16 protein-coding genes are annotated in these 19,341 nt (G+C 74.2%); 10 read left to right on the forward strand and 6 right to left on the reverse strand.

The genetic code is table 11. The annotated features are described in order from the left end of the window. Positions 1 to 363 precede the first annotated feature (363 nt). From AB0K17_RS28955 to AB0K17_RS28975, 5 genes are all read right to left on the reverse strand, one after another. Complete coding sequence (locus AB0K17_RS28955; protein WP_365967460.1) at positions 364 to 2,091, reverse strand: ABC transporter ATP-binding protein; 1,728 nt, start codon at positions 2,089 to 2,091, stop codon at positions 364 to 366. 107 nt (positions 2,092 to 2,198) lie between these two features. Continuing rightward, positions 2,199 to 2,633 carry a lasso peptide biosynthesis B2 protein gene (locus tag AB0K17_RS28960; protein ID WP_365967457.1) on the reverse strand — a complete coding sequence of 145 codons (435 nt, stop codon included), beginning with the start codon at positions 2,631 to 2,633 and terminating at the stop codon, positions 2,199 to 2,201. After that, positions 2,630 to 2,884 (reverse strand): lasso peptide biosynthesis PqqD family chaperone, encoded by a 255-nt coding sequence (locus AB0K17_RS28965; RefSeq protein WP_365967456.1) that lies wholly within the window; start codon positions 2,882 to 2,884, stop codon positions 2,630 to 2,632. The genes AB0K17_RS28960 and AB0K17_RS28965 overlap by 4 nt, the downstream gene beginning before the upstream one ends. A 36-nt stretch (positions 2,885 to 2,920) precedes the next feature. Further along, complete coding sequence (locus tag AB0K17_RS28970) at positions 2,921 to 4,714, reverse strand: lasso peptide isopeptide bond-forming cyclase (protein ID WP_365967455.1); 1,794 nt, start codon at positions 4,712 to 4,714, stop codon at positions 2,921 to 2,923. 65 nt (positions 4,715 to 4,779) lie between these two features. After that, the gene (locus AB0K17_RS28975; RefSeq protein ID WP_365967454.1) at positions 4,780 to 4,893 is read right to left on the reverse strand and encodes a keywimysin-related RiPP; all 114 of its coding nucleotides are present in this window, start codon (positions 4,891 to 4,893) and stop codon (positions 4,780 to 4,782) included. A 281-nt stretch (positions 4,894 to 5,174) separates the two neighbouring features. On the opposite strand from AB0K17_RS28975, the gene AB0K17_RS28980 reads away from it, so the two are divergent. After that, the gene (locus AB0K17_RS28980) at positions 5,175 to 6,014 is read left to right on the forward strand and encodes a (2Fe-2S)-binding protein (RefSeq protein WP_365967453.1); all 840 of its coding nucleotides are present in this window, start codon (positions 5,175 to 5,177) and stop codon (positions 6,012 to 6,014) included. Between the two features lie 103 nt (positions 6,015 to 6,117). Here the strand turns inward: AB0K17_RS28980 and AB0K17_RS28985 are convergent, their stop codons facing one another. Continuing rightward, complete coding sequence (locus tag AB0K17_RS28985) at positions 6,118 to 7,131, reverse strand: iron-siderophore ABC transporter substrate-binding protein (RefSeq protein WP_365967452.1); 1,014 nt, start codon at positions 7,129 to 7,131, stop codon at positions 6,118 to 6,120. 199 nt (positions 7,132 to 7,330) lie between these two features. Here AB0K17_RS28985 and AB0K17_RS28990 point away from each other — a divergent pair, with 199 nt between their 5' ends. From AB0K17_RS28990 to AB0K17_RS29030, 9 genes are all read left to right on the forward strand, one after another. Next, positions 7,331 to 8,269 carry an iron ABC transporter permease gene (locus AB0K17_RS28990; protein WP_365967451.1) on the forward strand — a complete coding sequence of 313 codons (939 nt, stop codon included), beginning with the start codon at positions 7,331 to 7,333 and terminating at the stop codon, positions 8,267 to 8,269. Positions 8,270 to 8,310: 41 nt separating this feature from the next. After that, positions 8,311 to 9,396 (forward strand): iron chelate uptake ABC transporter family permease subunit, encoded by a 1,086-nt coding sequence (locus tag AB0K17_RS28995; protein ID WP_365967450.1) that lies wholly within the window; start codon positions 8,311 to 8,313, stop codon positions 9,394 to 9,396. Beyond that, positions 9,393 to 10,256, forward strand: a complete 864-nt coding sequence (locus AB0K17_RS29000) for an ABC transporter ATP-binding protein (RefSeq protein WP_365967449.1) — start codon at positions 9,393 to 9,395, stop codon at positions 10,254 to 10,256. Before AB0K17_RS28995 ends, AB0K17_RS29000 begins: the two co-directional genes overlap by 4 nt. A gap of 134 nt (positions 10,257 to 10,390) precedes the next feature. After that, positions 10,391 to 11,743: a diaminobutyrate--2-oxoglutarate transaminase family protein gene (locus AB0K17_RS29005; RefSeq protein WP_365967448.1), complete on the forward strand. Its 1,353-nt coding sequence runs from the start codon at positions 10,391 to 10,393 to the stop codon at positions 11,741 to 11,743. Next, positions 11,740 to 13,200, forward strand: coding sequence for an aminotransferase class V-fold PLP-dependent enzyme (locus AB0K17_RS29010; RefSeq protein ID WP_365967447.1), 1,461 nt, complete (start codon positions 11,740 to 11,742; stop codon positions 13,198 to 13,200). The genes AB0K17_RS29005 and AB0K17_RS29010 overlap by 4 nt, the downstream gene beginning before the upstream one ends. Before the next feature lie 378 nt (positions 13,201 to 13,578). After that, the gene (locus AB0K17_RS29015; protein WP_365967446.1) at positions 13,579 to 14,835 is read left to right on the forward strand and encodes an alanine racemase; all 1,257 of its coding nucleotides are present in this window, start codon (positions 13,579 to 13,581) and stop codon (positions 14,833 to 14,835) included. Between the two features lie 27 nt (positions 14,836 to 14,862). Then, positions 14,863 to 16,647, forward strand: a complete 1,785-nt coding sequence (locus AB0K17_RS29020) for an IucA/IucC family protein (RefSeq protein ID WP_365967445.1) — start codon at positions 14,863 to 14,865, stop codon at positions 16,645 to 16,647. Continuing rightward, entirely contained in the window at positions 16,644 to 18,020 is a 1,377-nt protein-coding gene (locus AB0K17_RS29025) for a SidA/IucD/PvdA family monooxygenase (protein ID WP_365967444.1), read from the forward strand. Before AB0K17_RS29020 ends, AB0K17_RS29025 begins: the two co-directional genes overlap by 4 nt. After that, entirely contained in the window at positions 18,017 to 19,336 is a 1,320-nt protein-coding gene (locus AB0K17_RS29030) for an MFS transporter (RefSeq protein ID WP_365967443.1), read from the forward strand. The genes AB0K17_RS29025 and AB0K17_RS29030 overlap by 4 nt, the downstream gene beginning before the upstream one ends. Positions 19,337 to 19,341 lie beyond the last annotated feature (5 nt).

The raw sequence follows: 19,341 nt of genomic DNA on the forward strand, positions 1-19,341 counted from the left end.
CCGGTGGCGCCGGCGGCGGTCAGGCCCGCAGCGATGAACTTGTGGGTCTTGGTCAGACGGGTATAGCCGGAGTGGTTGGAGCGCATGAAGGAGCTGAACCTCTCGATCGGGGATGCCGCACGAGCCCGGACGGCGCATGAAGAAGCGCCGTTCTCGATCGGACGGCGCCGTGCGACTCAGCCATTGTTAGCGGCGCTCGAAACCCCTGGCAAAGCCCCCTAATACGGCCCTTTTTCGTCCCCGGCCACACCCCACGGCCGCCACGTGGGCCGATGCCGACGGCCCTCTTTCGTAGGTGATCCACCTCTCATGGGCGGGCTCACATCCCGGCCCCCTCCGGCTCACCCTCCGCGGAAGAAAGCGCTACCCACCGGAGCCGGAATCCGGGCCGGTGCCGCGCAGGGTCTGGGCGTCGGCCAGTTCGCGGTACGCGGCGCTGCGCCGCAGCAGTTCCAGGTGCGTACCGCAGGCGATCACGCGGCCCGCGTCGAGCACGTAGATGCGGTCGGCGTTCTGGACGGTGGAGAGCCGGTGGGCGATGACCAGCAGTGCGCATTCCCCGGCGATGTCCCGCATGACCTTGCTCAGTGCCGCCTCGTTGATCGCGTCGAGGTGGGAGGTCGGCTCGTCCAGCAGCAGCAGCGACGGCCGGGTCAGCAGGGCGCGGGCGAGGGCCACGCGCTGGCGCTCGCCGCCGGAGAGGGTGGCACCGCGCTCGCCGAGGTTGCAGGCCAGCCCGCCGGGGAGGCGTTCGACGACGTCCGTGAGGTTGGCGAGTCGCACCACCCGGTCGACCTCGGCCGCGTCGGCGTCGGGCACCGCGTAGGTGATGTTGTCCCGGAGGGTGCCGTGGACGACGTGCGTGTTCTGGTCGACCAGCGCGATGCGCTCGCGGCATTCCCTGCGGGTCAGCTCCGGGGCGGGCCGTCCGTCGAAGAGCAGGACGCCCTCCTGCGGCTCGTAGAAGCGGGCGGCGAGGGAGAAGATCGTGGTCTTGCCGGCGCCCGAGCGGCCCACCAGCGCGATCTGGCCGCGGTGCGGTACGGACAGGGACACCCCGCGCAGGACGGGCCGGCCGGGACGGTAGCCGAAGTGGACGTCGCGCAGGGTGAGGGCCTGGGCGGGCCGGGACGCGGAGCGCGGGGTGGGGTGCCGGGTGCGGCCGGCGGGCTCCCGGGGCAGGGCCAGGGCCTGGTCGACGCGCTCGTAGGCGCCCATCCCGCGCTGGATGAGGCCGAGGGCGCGGAAGACGGACGAGACCGGCACGAACAGGTAGGAGGCGTACAGCAGGAACGCCACCAGTTCGCCGAGTGAGTCGGCGGCGCCCACACGCATGCCGCCGACGACCAGGACGACGAGGAACGATCCGTGGACGGCGAGCTCGACGGCGGAGTTCATGAACGAGGCGAGCTTGGCGGTGTGCACCCCGGCGCGGTACGCGCTGTCGACGCGGGTGCCGATCCTGGCGGTCTCGCGGTCCTCGGCGCAGTGGACGCGCACCATGGGCAGCGCGCCGAGCGCTCGCTCCAGGTCGGCGGCGATGCCGCCGACGGCCCCCTGGATGCGCTCGGAGGCGGTGCGGAGGCCGGACAACAGCGAGGTGACGATGACCGCCGCCGCGGCCACGGTGGCGGCGACCAGCAGGAGCAGGACGGGGTCGATCCAGGCCATCAGCGCCAGCGCGCCGGCCGAGACCAGCAGCCCGGTGACCAGGTCGACCAGGGCCTGGGCGGTGGCCTCGCGGATGACGCCGGTGTCGGCGGTGACGCGGGATATCAGGTCGCCGCTGCGGTGCTCGCCGTACTCGCGCATGTCGAGGCGCAGCAGGTGGGAGACCAGGCCGTGCCGCAGGGTGCGGATCACGCCTTCGCCCATGCGTTCCAGCAGGAAGCGGCCGACCGCCCCGGTGACGGCCTCCGCCACGAACAGCCCCGCGAGCAGCAGCAGGGGTCCGGTGACGGCGGAGTGGCCGGCCGCGTCGATGACGTGCCGGGCCAGCAGCGGCTGGGCCAGGCCCATGGCGGAGCCGGCCAGGGTCAGCACGCAGGCGACGGCGATGGCGGACCGGTGCCCGGCGGTCAGACGCACCATGGTGACCAGGGCCCCGGCGGTCCCGCGGCGGGCGTCCGGCGAGGGCTTGTGCGCAGGGCTCTCCGGTTCGCCGGGGCGCGGGTCGGCGCCGGTGGCGAGCTGCCCGCTCACGGTGCGTTCCGGTCGGCGGGTGCCACCACCACCAGGCGGCCGAAGTAGTCGCCGCCCACGCCTTCGCCCACCGGCCGGCCACCGGCCTCCAGCCAGGCATGGGCGGCGAAGGGCGGCACCACCCGGACTCCCGCGCACCAGGTGGGCCATACGCCCCACACCCGGCACAGCAGTGCGGCGCCCACCGAGCGCGGCAGGCAGCCGCGCGGGCCGGCGCAGTACAGGCTGACCGCGCATATCGCGTCCCGGGCGGCCTGCGCCTGCCCGGCGTCGGCCGGTGCGGCGCCCCGGCGCACGACGTTCAGTACGGCCCGGATGCGGTGGGGGCGCAGCCGGGCCAGCAGCAGGGCGGGCAGCAGGACGACCCGGGCGGCCAGACGGTGCCCGAGTGGCACACCGACGGGGCGCGCCAGGGCGCTGGGGGTGCTCACGACGCCAGCCCGCTGCTGCGCAGTTGCTCGGTGAGCGCGGAGACGTCCCGGGCCGCTTGGTCGCGGTCGATGTCGAATTCCGCGACGAGTGCGTCCACCGCGTCCTGCTCGTCGCCGCCCTCCAGCAGCGTACGGACGACGAGGGTGCCGGTGGGGTTGAGCTCCCAGTACTCCCCGCTGCGCTGGTCCAGCAGGACGGTTCCGTATGCGGTGGTGGCGGTGCAGACGTCGGCTCCGAGCCGCAGTGCCATGTGTGGTACCCCTTCTCTAGGTGCCGCGGGGTTCTCTCAGGTGCTGCGGGCCAGGCTGCGCAGCCACACCTCGCAGGCGATGGTGGAGTAGAGGATCGCGTCCTTCAGGCCGGGGCTGTTCGGGCGCTGGGCCAGGGCGCGCAGAACCTCATGGTCGACGAGCCCCATCCGGGCCAGGTGGGAGTCCTCCCACAGGGCCAGCAGGTCGCCGCGGTGTTCGCGCAGTCCGTCGGCGGCGTCCATGGACGCCTGGGCCTTGCTGGTGCGGCGCAGGCACTCGTCGGGCACGACGCCGCGCATCGCCGAGGTCAGCAGCGGTTTGTACGCCCAGGGGGTGACCCGGTCGGCGGGCCGGACGGCCAGGGCCGCCTCGATGACCCGGTCGTCGAAGAACGGCGAGGCCATGGGCAGGCCGGCGCGGGCGGCCATGGCATCCCACTGGCGGACGATGCGGGTGCAGGTGCGGATCGCCTCCAGATCGGCGTGGAGACCGCGGTCGGCGTGCAGCGGGCGGGCGCCGGCCGCAGCCTCGGTCAGTGCGTCGCGGACGAGTGCGGCGGCGTCGTCGGTGACCCAGTTGAACAGCCGGGGCGAGGCCGACCAGCCCAGCGTCCCGCCGACGGCTTCCGGCAGGGGGTCGCGCAGGCGGCCGGTGGCGTCGGCGAGCCAGCGGTCGTACGGCCGGGAGTCGGCCAGGGCGCGCACCATGCCGCGCAGCGGCCAGGCGAACAGGACCTTGAAGCCGCGCAGCCGGCCCAGCGCGAACAGCGGCCGCCGACGCAGCAGCCGGTGGTAGTACGCCTCCGAGCACCAGGCGATGTGGTCGCCGCCGATGCCGGTCAGGTGCAGCCGGCTGCCGCGGTCCCGTAGACCGGGCAGGCGCTGCAGCACCCGGGCACGATCCATCACGCCGATGGTCGGCTCGTCCATCGGGTCGTCGATCTCCAGCAGGTCCGTATAGACCAGCGGGCACGCGTGGGCGTCCCAGACGACGTGCTCCACCTCGGGCAGGTATCCGATTGCGCGCTTGGCCCAGTGCAGGTCGTCGTCGGCCGGGTCGCGGCCGGGCCAGGTGTTGGCGACCACGCGGGCGGGGGAGCGGTCGGCCAGGAAGCACACGGATGTGGAGTCCAGGCCCCCGGAGAGGTCGCAGCTGACCACGCCGCCCTGGCGGGTCCGGGCGTCGACCGCCTCCGTGAGCGCCTGGCGGAGCAGCGGCGCTCCTTCGGCGAGGGTGCGTACCGGTTCGGGCGGGGTCCACCAGCGGGACGTACGGATGGTTCGCCCGTCGGGTGACAGGTGCACAGCCTGGCCCGGGGGTACGGCGCTGACGCCCTGCCAGAGGGAGGTTTCGTAGAGGGGGTGGGGGACGGGCCACAACAGGCGGACGGCCACTTCGCGTGGGTCGGGGCCGGCTCCGGTGGCGCCGGCGAGGAGTCGGGCGTCGGTGGCGACCGCGTGGACGCCGTCGAGCATGGTGTGGAAGAGCAGGCGCAGGCCGGAGGCCGTGCCCAGGATCTTGGTCCGGCCGTCGAGGCAGGCTGCGAGGTGGAAGTTGCCGGGCAGGCTGCGGGCGAGGTCGTCGAGCTGGGCGAGGTCGGTCAACCGGTCGGCGTGGCGTCGGAGTACGTCGGCGTCCACGGGGCAGCAGCCCAGTACGGCCAGGGCGGCCCGCCGGGTGGTGACGGCGACGCACTCGCCGTCGGACCACTCCCCGGTGATCCAGGGCCTGCCGGAGGGGTGGTCGAGGGTGCGCGTTCCGGGGCGGCGGGGCAGACGACGGGCCGCGGCAAGCGCGCCTTCACAGTCCGGCAGGACTGTGAAGGACACGCCCCCGCAGGCCGCCTCTACGTGATCACGCGAGGGTGGCATGGCCTGCGATCAGCTTCCCAGCCTCAGAGGTGCTTGCTGAGGAGGACCTGGTCGTTGCCGTGGGTGCCCAGCAGACCGGTCTCGGTGCGGAAGTCGCCGCGCCGCGTCAGGGTGGGGGCCTCGTACGCCTTCTTCATGAGCTTCTCCTCTTTCTTGCGAGGGAGAACCAGCCCTGCATCAGGCGTAACTCCTGCCCGACGCAAGGAGGTTCGCTGCTACGAAAAACGTAGCAGCGAACCCCGGCGGTACGACAATACGCTCATCTGCGTATTCATGAGGTGAATCGCATATATATCCGCCGCGACGATGTTCGAGGCGGAGGGGTTGAAAGGGCAGGGTGGCGCATGGGGAGATCGCTACTGTTAAGGTAAGGCTTACCTATTCGAAGCCCGTGTCGAGTCGTGCGCAGGGGGTCCTCGTGGCGGTGGCAGTCGCTCCTTCCCGGACGGCCGGTGCGCTCGGCGCGCCCGCCTGGGCCGGTGTGCTCCAGGAGACCTACGCCCAGGTGGCGGAGGCGCTCGGCCCGGTCGTCCGGGTGCGGGCCGGCGCCGGTATCGACGGCGACCCCGTCACCGCCGAACGCCTCGTCAAGGACGAGGCGCTGCGCGAGTGGCTGGTCGAGGCCTCCGCCCGCAGGATCGAGGAGGGCCACGGCACCGCGCCCCGGCGCGACGTCGCGGCCCTCGACGTGCTGCACCAGTACGCCTTCTTCGCCGCCGTCACCATGAGCGGCCCCTGGTTCCTGGAGCGGCGCGTGCCCTGGGTCGGACCCGGCGGCGTCGGGTACGACCCGGCCTCCGCCACGCTGACCGTCTCCCCCTCCTACCTCTCCTGCCTGCCGGACGACCCCGCCGCCGGCCTGCCGGGCTTTCGCGTCGTCGCGGACGAGGAGGCGCTGCGCACGGAGCTGCGCGGTGCGGTGGCCCACCACCTCGGGCCGGTTCTGGAGGCCTTCCGTCCGCTGCTGCGCCGCGGCCCCCGCGCCGTGTGGGGGCTGGCCACCGACGAACTGGCCGAGGGCATCTGGTACCTGGGCCGGCTCATCGGGCAGGAGGGCCGGGCGGTGGCCGCGGCCGAGCGGCTGCTGCCGGGCAGCACCGCGCCGTTCGTGGGCGCGGCCGGGTTCCGTCCCTCGTGCGGCGACCCCGAGGCGGAGGCGGTCGGCGAGTCCACCCGTACGCGCGTGAACTGCTGCATGTGGTACACCATCACCCCGCAGACCGTCTGCCCGACCTGCCCGCGCCGCAAGCGCCCCTGAACGACGCACGCGGAACGGCGCACGCGGAACGGCGCACGGCGATGGCCGGGCCTCCCTCGGGAGCCCGGCCATCGCCGTGTTGTCGCGGTGTGCTGTCGCCGCGTCAGGCGCGGGCGGCGTCCACCCCGTACGTCTTGGCGACGTCGTCGAGGACGGCCTCGGCGCCGTACAGGCCCACGGCGAGCATCCACGTGGTGTCGTCGACCTCGTGGACCTGGCCCTTCAGCTGCTTCCACAGCGGGTTCGCCTGGAACTTCTCCTTGTTCTTCGTGCCGGCCCCCGACGGGTCGGGGTAGGCGGTGACGAAGATGTCGTCCGCGTCGACCTTCTTGATCTGCTCCTCGGAGATGTCGGCGTTGAAGCCGGTGCCCTTGGCGTCCTGCGGCTTGTCGAAGCCGAGGTCCTTGAGGATGACGCCGATGTAGGTGTCCTCCTTGTACAGGCGCGTCGGGCCGTCGAGGAAACGCACCACGGAGACCGAGGGGTTGGAGCCCTTCTTCTTGCGGACCGCGTCGCCGATCGCCTTGGCGCGCTTGTCGTACGCGGCGATCTTCTCGTCGGCGAGCTTCTCCTTGCCGAGCGCCTTGCCGACCAGCTTGAGGTTGTCCTTCCAGGTCGCGCCGGTGTCCTCGGTGAAGACGGTGGGCGCGATGGCCGACAGCTGGTTGTAGAGCTTCTCGTGACGGACCTTCGCCGACAGGATCAGGTCCGGCTTGAGGACCTTGATCTTCTCCAGGCTGGGCTCCTCCAGCATGCCGACCGACTTTGCGCTGCCGCCGTACGTGGCCGCGTCCTTGCCGAAGTACGCGGGCAGCTTCTCGTCGGGGGAGGCGAGGGTGGTGTAGCCGACGACGTTGCCCTGCAGGGCCAGTGCGGCGTCCACGAACGTCATGTCGAGCGCGACGATGCGCTTGGGCGCCTGCCCCAGCTTCGTCTTGCCCATGGCGTGTTCGATCGTGCGCGGGAAGGCGGTGCCCGAGGCGGCCGTGCCCTTGCCGCCCTGATCGTCCGTATTCTTGTCCGAGCCGCCGCCGCAGGCGGCGGTGGCGAGCAGACCTGCGGTCACGGCGACGGCGCCGACGGTACGGCCGAAGCGGCTGAGCCAACGGGCTCTCATCACGGGGGTCCCTTCTCTGTGCGCGTTGTGCGGTCCTAAGGATAGGCTCACCTAAGTGACCGAAAGACGCGGGGAGGGGATCGTGACCGAAGCGCTACCTGCGCGACCCGTACAGAGGGAAATCAGGCAGGTTGCGTCCGAAAGGGCAGGAAGCCGCCGGCTGTGGACCGTTGGACTGGCCGGAGCACTGCTCCTGGCGGTGCTCCTGAGCATCGCGTTCGGCGCCGAACCGCTCGGGCCCGGCCAGGTGTGGCACGGACTGTGGAGCCCCTCGGGCCGCGAGGGCGACATCATCGTGCGCTCCCTGCGCATGCCGCGCACCGTGACCGCCCTCGTGGCCGGCCTCGCGCTCGGCGCGGCCGGGGCCCTGATGCAGGGCCACACCCGCAACCCCATCGCCGACCCGGTGGTGCTCGGCATCAGCGCCGGCGCCGGCGCGGGCGTGGTGGCCTCGCTCTTCCTCGTCGGCGTCAGCAGCCTGTACGGATACGTGTGGTTCGGCTTCCTCGGCGCCGCGCTCGCCGGCACGGCCGTGTACACGGTCGGCGCGCTCACCCGCGGCGGCGCCACGCCCGTGACCCTCGCCCTGGCCGGGGCCGCGGCGCACGCGCTGTTCACGGCGCTGACCGCCGGCATGGTGCTCTTCGACCGGCAGGCGCTGGAGACCTACCGCTTCTGGACGGTGGGCTCCGTCAGCGGCCAACCGCTGAGCCTGGTGGCCGACGCCCTGCCCTTCATCGCCACCGGCCTCGTCCTCGCCGCGCTCAATACCCCCGGCCTCAACGCCCTCTCCCTCGGCGAGGACGTGGCCCGCATGCTCGGCGTGCGCATCGGACTCAACCGGGCCGTGGGCATGGCCGCCATCACCCTGCTGACGGGCACGGCAGTGGCCCTGTGCGGACCGATCGGCTTCGTCGGACTGGTGGGCACCCACATCGCCCGCCACCTCTCCGGCCCCGACTACCGCTGGATCACCGCCCAGGCCGCGCTCATCGGCGCGGTCCTGATGCTGGTCGCGGACACCCTCGGGCGGCTGGTGGCGCGCCCGGGGGAGCTCCAGGTGGGCATCATGCTCGCGCTCATCGGGGCGCCGGTCTTCATCCATCTCGTCCGCCGCCGCCAGGCGGTGCGGATATGAGCAGTCCGGATATGAGCAGTGCGGATGCAAGTGGTGCGGATGTGAGCAGCGTGCAGGAAACGACGGCCGTTCCCGGGCGCTCCCCCCTGCGGGCGGGCCCCCTCTCCGCGGTCTGGCGGCCGCGCACCCTCGTCGTGCCGCTGCTTGCCCTGGCCGTGCTGCTGCTCGGCACGCTCGTGGGCTGCGGACGCGGGGACGTCGGCATCCCTCTCGGGGACGTGGCCAAGGCCCTGCTGGGCGCCGGCGACGAGACCAGCCGCATGGTCGTCCTCGACCTGCGCCTGCCCCGTTCGGTGACCGGCGCCGTGGTCGGCGCCTCGCTCGCGCTGGCCGGTGCCGTCGTCCAGGGGCTCGCCCGCAACCCGCTGGCCAGCCCCGACATCCTCGGCATCACCGCCGGCTCCGGCGTGGGCGCGGTGACCGTCATCGTCCTCGGCGGTACGGGCGGTGGCGTCGGCGGCACGCTGGCCGAGGCCGGCCTGCCCGCCGCGGCCATGGGCGGCGGCCTGCTGGCGGCCGTCGCCGTCTACCTGCTCGCCGTGCGGCGCGGCCTGTCCGGCTACCGGGTGCTGCTCGTGGGCGTGGGCGTCAACGCCGTCCTGACCAGCGTGCTGTCGTGGCTGCTGCTCAAGGCCGACATCGTCGACGCGGGCCGGGCGCTGCTGTGGCTCAACGGCAGCCTCAACGGTGCCTCGTGGGAGTCGATGCGCCCGGCCCTGTGGACGCTCGCGGTCCTCGGCCCCGTGGCCCTGATGCTGTCCTTCCCGTTCGGCGCGCTCGTCTTCGACGAGGACACCGCCCGCGGCCTGGGCGTCCGGATGACCGCGACGCGCGTCGCGCTGCTGTTCACGGCCGTGCTGCTGACCGCCGCCGCGACCGCGGCCGCCGGTCCGATCGCCTTCGTCGCCCTGGCCTGCCCGCAGCTGGCGGTCCGTCTCGTGCGCACCGGTACCCCGCCGCTGCTCGCCTCGGCCCTGATCGGCGCCGCGGTGACGGTGTGGGCCGACGTGCTCGGCCGTACCGCCTTCGGAAGCATCGAACTGCCCGTCGGCATCCTCACCGCCGCACTGGGCGCCCCGTACCTGCTGTACTTGCTCATTCGGAGCGGAAGGGCCCGCACGTCATGACCGAGATCACCCGCACCCCCGCAGCGTCCCCCGCCCGCGACGGCGCCGGGCGCCGGGTGCGCCTGCGGGCCGAGGGCCTCACGCTCGCCTACGGGGACCGGGCCGTCGTCCGGGAGCTGGACCTCGACGTCCCCGACGGCGGCATCACCGCCGTCATCGGGCCCAACGGCTGCGGCAAGTCCACCCTCCTGCGGGCGTTCGGCCGGCTGATGAAGCCCACCGCCGGGCACGTCCTGCTGGACGGCACGCCGATCCACCGCATCCCCACCCGCGAGGTGGCCGAGCGCGTGGGCCTGCTCCCGCAGTCCCCGGCCGCGCCCGAAGGGCTGACCGTGGCCGACCTGGTGGCGCGCGGGCGGCACCCCCACCAGAGCTGGTACCGGCGCTGGTCCTCCGACGACGAGGCGGCGGTCGCCGAGGCGCTGCGGGCCACCGGCATGTACGAGCTGGCCGGGCGGACGCTGGAGGAGCTCTCCGGCGGCCAGCGCCAGCGCGCCTGGATCGCCATGACGCTGGCCCAGCAGACCGAGCTGCTGCTGCTGGACGAGCCCACCAACCACCTCGACCTCGCCCACCAGATCGAGGTCCTCGACCTGGTGCGGGAGCTGCACCTGACCACGGGCCGCACGGTCGTCGTGGTGCTGCACGACCTCTCGCTGGCCGCCCGGTACGCCGACCGGCTGGTGGCGATGAAGGACGGGCGCGTGGTGGCCCAGGGCGCGCCCGCCGAGGTGCTCACCGAGCAGCTGGTGCAGGAGGTCTTCGGGCTGGCCGCCCGGGTGCGCCACGACGAGGAGACCGGTGCCCCGCTGGTCATCCCGCTGAGCCGGCACGCCCGTACGGCGGCTGACGGGGCGTGAGGCGCGGGCGGGGCGGGATCACGGCCATGATTTGGTAGGTTAGCCTTACCTAAGTCGGTGGGTGGCGGGAAACCGCTCCCGCCCACCGGCGCCGCCCTGCCTGCCCACCCCGCTCGTGACCGAAGGATCCCGCCATGCTGCGTGCTCGTCTCCTCGACCGACAGGCGCAACGTGAGTCCGCTGCCCGCACCTACGCCCGGTCCATCCCGGTGGCGCCCGTCGCCGCCGCCGGCGCCGAGGTGACCGGTGCCGACGGCCGCACGTACCTCGACTGCCTCTCCGGAGCGGGCACCCTCGCCCTCGGCCACAACCACCCGGACGTCATCGCCGGCCTGCAGAAGGTCATCGGCTCCGCCGCCCCGCTGCACGCCCTCGACATGATCACCCCGCAGAAGGACGCCTTCAGCGAGGAACTCCTCAAGCGGCTGCCGGGCACCCTGAACAACAACGCCAAACTGCACTTCTGCAGCCCCGCCGGCACCGACGCCGTCGAAGCCGCCCTCAAGCTGGCCCGCAACGCCACCGGCCGGCAGGGAATATTCGCCTTCACCGGCGCCTACCACGGCATGACCCTCGGCGCCTCCTCCGTCTCCGGCCCCGGCCGGATGCGCCGCGGCGCGGCCGAGTTCGGCCCGGCCGAGACCCAGCCCGTCACCCGGCTGCCCTACCCCTACGGCTACCGCTGCCCCTTCGGCGTCGGCGCCGAACAGGCCGGCGAACTCTCCGCCCGCCTGATGGAGTCCTACATCACCGACCCCTCCAGCGGCGTGGGCAGGCCCGCCGCCGTCATCCTCGAAGTCGTCCAGGGCGAGGGCGGCGTCGTCCCCGGCCCCGACGCCTGGCTGCGCGAAGTACGCCGCATCACCGCCGAACACGGCATCCTCCTCATCATCGACGAGGTCCAGACCGGCATCGGCCGCACCGGCGACTTCTGGGCCTGCGAACGCGCCGGCATCACCCCCGACATCCTCGTCACCTCCAAGGCCGTCGGCGGCGGCCTGCCGCTCGCCCTGATCGCCTACCGCCCCGACCTCGACACCTGGCAGCCCGGCGACCACACCGGCACCTTCCGCGGCAACACCCTCGCCATGGTCGCCGGCGAGATCACCCTGCGCACGGTCGCCGAGCAGCAACTGGCCGAGCGCGCCGCCAAACTCGGCGAGCGCCTGCGCGCCGGCCTGCGCGAACTGGCCACCGCCCACCCGCAGATCGGCGAGGTGCGCGGCCGCGGCCTGATGATCGGCGCCGAACTCGTCGACCCCACTGCCGCCCCCGACGCCCTCGGCTCCCTGCCCGGCGACGGCACCTTCGCCCGCGCCGTGCAGCAGGCCTGCCTGGAGCGCGGCCTGATCTGCGAACTCGGCGGCCGCGGCGACGCCGTGCTGCGCCTGCTGCCCCCGCTCGTCCTCACCGACGAGCAGGCCGACTCCGTGCTCGGCCGTATCGCCGAATCGCTCGCCGCCGTCACCGCGGAGCGTGCCGCGTGAACGAGACCACCCGCGCCGACGCCGTCGCCGACCCCGCCTCCCCCTACGCCCTGCGCAAGCTCGCCTCCATCGCACTCGACGCGCTCGCCGACGGCGCCGCCGCCCGCGGCGGCCCCCTGCCCGCCGGCGGCCCCGAGCAGGTCGCCGCCCGCACCCGCGCCCTGTGCACCCCCGTCCTGCCCGAGGAGGGCGTCGGCGCGGCCGACGCGCTGTACGACGTGGCCCGCGCCGCCGCCGAGGGCGCGGCCGACCCCTCCGACCCGCACTGCGTGGCCCACCTGCACTGCCCGCCGCTCGCCGTCGCCGCGGCCGCCGACCTCGTCGCCTCCGCGCTCAACCCCTCGATGGACTCCTGGGACCAGGCGCCGGCCGCCGCGGTCATCGAAGCGGAGGTCACCACCGCCCTCGCCCGCCTCGTCCACCCCCACCACCCGGCCCCCGACGCGGTCATCACCAGTGGTGGCACCGAGTCCAACCTCGTCGCCCTGCTGCTGGGCCGCGAGCGGGCCCGCGCCACCGGCGCCCGTACGGTGCAGGTACTCGTCGGCGCCAACGCCCACCACAGCGTGCGCCGCGCCGCCTGGATGCTGGGCCTGCCCACGCCGGTCGTCGTCGACTGCCCCGGTGGGCGCATGAGCCCCGCCGCCCTGGACCGGGCACTGGTCGACTGCGCGGGCCCGGCCCTGGTCGTCGCCACCGCCGGCACCACCGACGAAGGCCTGATCGACCCGCTGCCCGAAATCGCCGAGGTGGCGCGCTTCCACGGCGCCGAGCTCCACGTCGACGCCGCCTACGGCGGACCGCTGCTCTTCAGCGACAAGCTGGCACCCCGCCTGGCCGGCATCGAACACGCGGTGTCGGTGACCTACGACCTGCACAAGCTCGGCTGGCAGCCCGTCGCCGCCGGCGTCCTCGCCGTCGCCGACGCGCAGGTGCTGGAACCGCTGGCCCTGACCGCCGACTACCTCAACGCCGACGACGACACCGAGGCGGGCCTGCCCGACCTGCTGGGCCGCTCCATCAGGACCTCGCGCCGCCCCGACGTCCTGAAGATCGCCACCACCCTGCGCGCCCTGGGCCGCCGCGGCCTGGGCGCCATGGTGGAGCACTGCGTGCAGACGGCGGCCGACGTCGCCCGGGCCGTCGACGAGCACCCGGCCCTGCGCCGTCGCCCCGGCGACATCGGCATCAGCACCGTGCTGTTCCGGCCGGCGGCCGCGGACGCACTGCCCGACGCGGACGGCGACGAACTCGTCGCCGCCGTCCGCCGCGACCTGCTCGCCGAGGGCCGGGCCGTCCTCGGCCGTGCCACGGTGGCGGACGGTGACGGCCGGCAGCGACTGTGGCTGAAGGTGACGCTGCTTCACCCGAGCACGACGGCGCAGGACTTGGCCGGCCTGCTGGAGCTCGTCGCCGAGCAGGCCGAACGCCTGGCCCCGGCCACGCTGGCGGCGTAGCCGCGTAGCCGCGTTCGCGGCTCAGAGCGTGTCCGGCGCCCCGTCAGGGGCGCGGGACAGTGTCGATCTGCGGCTGCCGCCGCGTGGGCGCGATCGGCCACCGACGGCCCGCAGACGAATGCACCGTCCGGGGCCCCGGGGCGCGGCGCGGCACTGCGGCTGCAGGCGCGTCGTGGCTTGTCGCGCAGTTCCCCGCGCCCCTACGGGGGGCGCCGGTTCGGCTTGGAAAGTCGCATTATATGAATTAGCTTAGGCTCGCCTAACTTGGCCGGGGTGTCCGGATGCCGCCGGACACCCCGGCCATCCCCGCAAGGCCGAGCGCCAGCGCCCCCGCATCACGTACGTACGCCCGTCACTCGAAGCAGCAAGGCAGCCGCCGTGTCCATAGAACTCCCGCCGTCCGCCGCACCCCGCACCGCCCACGCCCAGGACGTCCTCCCGGCACGCGTGCAGCGCCGCCTGCTCGACCTCGCCCGCAGCGGCGACCCCGTCGCGGCCTACGTCTACGACGGCGACGTCGCCGCCGCCCGCGCCCGCGAGCTGCGTGCGGCCCTGCCCGAGTGGGCCTCGGTCTACTACGCCGTCAAGGCCAACTCCTTCCCCGGCATCGTCGGCGCCCTCGCCCCGCACGTCGACGGCTTCGAGGTCGCCTCGCTGTCCGAACTGGCCCTCGCCACCGCCGCCAAGCCCGCCGCCCCCGGCGCCCCGGCCCCGGTCGTGGCCGCCGGCCCCGCCAAGTCCGTGCCCGTCCTGACCGGTCTGGTCGAGGCCGGCGTCGAGGCCATCAACGCCGAGAGCCCCCTCGAACTGCACCGCATCAGCCGCATCGCCGGCGAGCTCGGCACCACCGCCCGCGTCGCCCTGCGCGTCAACCCCGCCGAGATACCCGTCACCGGCTCCCTCCACATGGGCGGGGAGGCCTCGCAGTTCGGCATACCCGAGCCCGACGTCGCCGAGGCCGTGCGGCTGGCCATGAAGCTGCCCGGCATCGACCTCGTCGGCTTCCACATCCACGCCGCCTCCAACAACCTCGACGCCACCACCCACGCCGCCTACCTGCGCTGGTGCATCGAGTGGAGCGTGGCCACCGCCGTCGAGCACGGCATCGACCTGCGCCACATCGACGCCGGCGGCGGCATCGGCGTCGCCTTCGAGGCCGACTTCAAGGACGAACGGCCCTTCGACGCGGCCCGCTTCGGCGAACTCCTGGCCGCCACCCCGCCCCCCGGCGGCGTCAAGGTCGCCCTGGAGCCCGGCCGCTTCCTCGTCGCCGACTGCGGCTGGTACGCCGCCGAGGTCACCGACGTCAAGCACTCCTACGGCACCTCCTTCGCCGCCCTGCGCGGCGGCATCAACCACTTCCAGCTGCCCACATCCTGGGACATCGTCCACAACGTCGCCGTCCTGCCCGTCGAGGACTGGCCCGAGGGCTGCCCGCGCCCCGAGGCCGCCGACGTCCCCGTGACGTTCGTCGGCGAACTGTGCACCCCCGAGGACACCCTGCTGCGCGACGTGCGCGTCCAGCGCGTGCGCGCCGGCGACATCGCCGTCTTCCCCTGCGCCGGCTCCTACGGCTGGGAGTTCGCCATGCACTCCTTCCTCGGCCACCCCGTCGCCGACCGCATCCTGCTCTGACGCCCACGCCGCCCGAAAGCACCCGCGATGACCCTCCCGCCGAACCCGCCCACGGCCCCGGTACCGGATCCGCTCGACCACCCCGACGCCCGGCAGGCCGCCGACTTCGCCGCCACCGAGACGCTGCTGCGCGCCTACGTCCGCGAGAGCGCCACCGACGTGCCCGCCGCCGGCACCGAGATGCTGCTCGACTTCCCCGCCAGCGCCCTGCGGCTGCGCGTGCCCGTCCGCCACCGCTCGGCCACCGGCTGGCACCGCTTCGGCGAGCCCGTCGTCGACGGCACCGGACCCGCCCCCGCACCGGCCGACGCCGCCCTGGTGGCCGCCGCAGCGATCCGCGAGTCCACCACCGGCCGCGGGCTGGCCGCCCACCTGGGCGCCGATGCCGTCGGCCGGGTCCTGAACTCCGCCGGCCGCGTCGCCGCCCACCTCGCCGCCCGCCGCGCCGAGGCGGCCGGCACCACCGGCCCCACCCCCTTCCTCGACGCCGAACAGGCCCTCCTGCTCGGCCACCCCTTCCACCCGGCCCCCAAGAGCCGCGAGGAGGCCTCCGAGGACGAACTGGCCGCCTACTCGCCCGAGCTGCGCGGCTCCTTCGCCCTGCACTGGTTCGCCGCCCACCCCGACGTCGTGGCCGGCGGCACCTTCGACGGCCGGCCCGTCGCCGACCTGCTGCGCCCGCTGGCCGCCGGCGTCGCGCTGCCCGAGGGCACCGTGCCCGTCCCCGCCCACCCCTGGCAGGCCCGCGAGGTGCTGCGCCGCCCGGAGGTGCGCGCCCTGGTCGAGGACGGGCTGCTGACCCCGCTCGGCCCCGGCGGCGCGCCCTGGCACCCCACGTCCTCCGTGCGCACCGTCCACCGCCCGGACGCCGACGTGATGCTCAAGCTCTCCCTCGGCATGCGCATCACCAACTCCCGCCGCAACAACCTGCGCGGCGAGATGCGCCTGGGCGTCGGCGCCGCCCGGCTGCTGGCCGCCGGACCCGCCGACTGGCTGCGCGCCGAGCACCCCGACTTCGCGATCCTGCGCGACTTCGCCTGGATCTCCGCCGGCACCTCCGGCGCCGAGACCGGCCTGGAGACCGCCCTGCGCGACAACCCCTTCCGCGGTGGCGCCGGCGAGGGCCTGTGCGTCGCCGGGCTGCTCGCCGAGCGCACCGGCCCCGGCGACGGCAGTGCACCGAGGCACCGCACCCTGCTCGCCGAGGCCGTCGAGCGGGCCGCGCGCACCCACGGCACCACTGTCGCCGAGGCGGCCGCGCGCTGGCTGGAGTACTACCTCGACGTGCTCGCCGTCCCGCTGATCCGCCTCCAGGCCCGGTACGGCATCGCCCTGGAGCCGCACCACCAGAACACCCTCGTCGCCCTCGGCGAGGACGGTCTGCCCACCGCCGGCTGGTACCGCGACAGCCAGGGCTACTACCTCGCCCGCTCGCGCGCCGCCGAGATCGAGCGGCTGCTGCCCGGCGCCACCGACGACGTCGAGCTCGTCTTCGACGACGCCTTCGTCGACGAACGCGTCGGCTACTACCTCTACATCAGCAACCTCCTCGGCCTCATCGGCTCCCTGGGCGCCCAGCAGCTGGCCGCCGAGGAGGACCTGCTGCGCGTGCTGCGCGCCCGCCTGGAGCGGCTGCGCGCCACCGAGCCCGGCGCCAAGGGCCTGCTCGGCCTGCTCCTGGACGCGCCCGTCCTGCGCTGCAAGGGCAACTACCTCACCTGCGTGGACGGGCTCGACGAACTCGTCGGCGACGTGCACACCCAGTCCGTCTACATCGACCTTCCCAACCCCCTCGCGGAGGCCCTGCGGTGAGCGAGAACACCCCTTACGACCTTCTCGGCGTCGGCATCGGTCCGTTCAACCTGTCGCTGGCCGCCCTCGCGGACGGCGTGAGCGGCCTGAACGCCCTCTTCCTCGACGCCAGGCCCGCCTTCTCCTGGCACCCCGGCCTGCTCATGGAGGGCACCACGCTGCAGGTGCCCTTCCTCGCCGACCTGGTGACCATGGCCGATCCCACCAGCCCCTGGTCGTACCTGAACTACCTGCGCTGCCACGAGCGGATGTTCCCCTTCTTCTTCTCCGAGCGCTTCCTCATCCCGCGCCGCGAGTACGACCACTACTGCCGCTGGGTCGCCGAACGCCTGCCCTCCTGCCGCTTCGGCGCCCGCGTCGACGCCGTCGCCTGGGACGAGAGCGCCGACGCCTTCGCCGTCACCTACGCCGGCGCCGACGGCACCACCACCCGCGTCCTGGCCCGCCAGGTCGTCCTCGGGGTCGGTACGAACCCGGTCGTGCCCGAGCCGCTGCGACCGCTGCTGACCGACGCCCACCGCGGCCGCATCCTGCACAGCGCCGACTACCGCACCCACCGCGCGGCCCTGGCCGCGGCCGACGACGTCACCGTCATCGGGGCCGGCCAGTCCGGCGCCGAGATCGTCCTCGATCTCATCCGCCACCAGGACGGCGAGGGCCTGGGCGGGCCGTTCACCCGCTGGCTGGCCCGCACCCCCGCCTTCGCGCCCATGGAGTACTCCAAGATCGGCCTGGAGCACTTCACCCCCGACTACATCCGCTACTTCCGCCACCTGCCCGAGGACCGCCGCGAGCAGATGGTCCGCGAGCAGTGGCAGCTGTACAAGGGCGTGAGCGCCGACACCCTCGGCGCCATCCACGACGAGCTGTACGAGCGCACCATCGGCGGCGGCCGGCCCCGCGCCGACCTGCACCCCGGCGTCGAGCTCGTCGCCGTCCGCGAGGACGGCGACGGCTACCTGCTCACCTGCCGCCACGCCCCGCAGGAGCGCGAGTTCACCTTCCGTACCTCCGCGATCGTCGCCGCCACCGGCTACGCCGCCACCCGGCCCGCCTTCCTGGACACGCTCGCCGACCTCGTCGACTGGGATCCCAAGGGCCGCTACCGCGTCGACGGCCACTACCGCGTCGGCCTCGACCCGCGCGTCGGCGGCACCCTCTACGTCCAGAACGCCGAGATGCACACCCACGGCGTGGGCGCCCCCGACCTGACCCTCGGTGCCTGGCGCGCGGCCACCATCCTCAACACCGTGTGCGGCCGCACCGTGCTGCCCGTGCCCGACCGCGCCGCCTGGACCACCTTCGGCGCCCCCGGCGCGACGGCACCCGCCACGGCCCCGCACCACGCCGACCCGGTCGGGACCCTGCGATGAGCGCGGCCCGGCAGGCCGGGGGAGCGGCCCCCGCGCGATCGGGCCTGCCGCTGCGGGCCGTCCTGATCGCGGTGATAGCCCTCTACCTCATAGCCGAGACCGCCCTGGCCCCCTTCCTGCCCCAGCTCTTCGAGCGCCTGTACGGCGTCGACGACCCCGGGGCGACGGGGCTGTACCTGTGGACCTGCCGCATCGTGGGGCTCGTCGCCCTGCCGCTGTGGGGGCTGGCGGCCCGCCGCCGGCCCCTGCACCAGCTCGTGGCCACCGGACTGTGCGCCGCCGCCGCGGTGGACCTCGTCCTCGGCTTCGCGCCCAGCTACGCCGCCTTCACCGCACTGTCGGCGGCCTCCGTCGCCGCCAACGCCGCGCTGCTGCTGGCCTACCCGGCCTTCATCGCCGAGCACACCCGCAAGGCGGCCGAGGAGCAGAGCGACGCCGAGCACGCCGAACTGGCCGCCGTCCGCTCCATCGTCGTCGTCTTCCACGTCGCCGCCGTGGCGGCCACCCTGGTGGGCGCCGGCGTGCTGGCCCTGCCCGACCCGCGCCTGGGCGTGTCCGCCTTCGCGGTGGTCGACGTCGTCCTCGCCGTGCTCATCCTGCGGGTGCTGCGCCGGCTGCCCGCGCGCGAGGACGAGCCCGCCCCGGCCCCCGCCGCCCCGGCCGCCGGCGGCCGCAGCCGCTGGGCGCTGCTGGCCCGGGCCGCCCTGATCGGCGTGGCCTTCGACTTCGCGCTCGCCGTGGCCCGGCCGTTCTTCACCGAGTTCGCCGAGAGCCTGGGCAGCGGCTCCACCGGCGGCGCCGTGCTGTTCTTCCTGCCCAGCGTCGGCGCCCTGATCACCCTGCCGTTCGCCCGCCGCTGCCACGACCGGTTCGGCCACCGGCTGCTGCCGGTCGCCGCCCTGGTGTGCGCGGGCGGCTTCCTGTGGCAGTACGCCGCCACCTCACTGCCGTCGCTGGTGTGCGGCCGGCTGGTGGCCGGGCTGGGCCTGGGCCTGGCCCAGGTGGCCGTGGAGATGCGCATGTTCCACTCCACCGGCACCGCCGGCCCCGCCTTCACCGCCGTGGAGACCGTGCGCTCCGCCGGGCTGCTCGCCGCCCCCCTGATCTCCGCAGCCGTCGTCTCCCACGACCTCGCCCTGCCCCTGACGGTGGCCGCCGCCGCCCTGGCCTGCGTCGCGGTGACCTCCCTCGCCCCGGCCCGGCGCGCTGCCGCCGCCCCGGCCCCGGCCCCCGCCCCCGTCCCGCACCGCGAACTCGTCCTCGCCGAGCGCGCCGTGACCGTCCCCGACGGCCTGCCCGTCCACGCCAAGGAGTAACGACC

It is taken from the genome of Streptomyces sp. NPDC049585, from assembly GCF_040675615.1.
GTDB classification, from domain to species: domain Bacteria; phylum Actinomycetota; class Actinomycetes; order Streptomycetales; family Streptomycetaceae; genus Streptomyces; species Streptomyces luteosporeus.

Coding starts and splice junctions, on each gene's coding strand:
- AB0K17_RS28955 (WP_365967460.1), bottom strand. CDS start 2,091: ATGGTGCGTCTGACCGCCGGGCACCGGTCCGCCATCGCCGTCGCCTGC.
- AB0K17_RS28965 (WP_365967456.1), bottom strand. CDS start 2,884: ATGGCACTGCGGCTCGGAGCCGACGTCTGCACCGCCACCACCGCATAC.
- AB0K17_RS28975 (WP_365967454.1), bottom strand. CDS start 4,893: ATGAAGAAGGCGTACGAGGCCCCCACCCTGACGCGGCGCGGCGACTTC.
- AB0K17_RS28985 (WP_365967452.1), bottom strand. CDS start 7,131: ATGAGAGCCCGTTGGCTCAGCCGCTTCGGCCGTACCGTCGGCGCCGTC.
- AB0K17_RS29000 (WP_365967449.1), top strand. CDS start 9,393: ATGACCGAGATCACCCGCACCCCCGCAGCGTCCCCCGCCCGCGACGGC.
- AB0K17_RS29005 (WP_365967448.1), top strand. CDS start 10,391: ATGCTGCGTGCTCGTCTCCTCGACCGACAGGCGCAACGTGAGTCCGCT.
- AB0K17_RS29020 (WP_365967445.1), top strand. CDS start 14,863: ATGACCCTCCCGCCGAACCCGCCCACGGCCCCGGTACCGGATCCGCTC.
- AB0K17_RS29030 (WP_365967443.1), top strand. CDS start 18,017: ATGAGCGCGGCCCGGCAGGCCGGGGGAGCGGCCCCCGCGCGATCGGGC.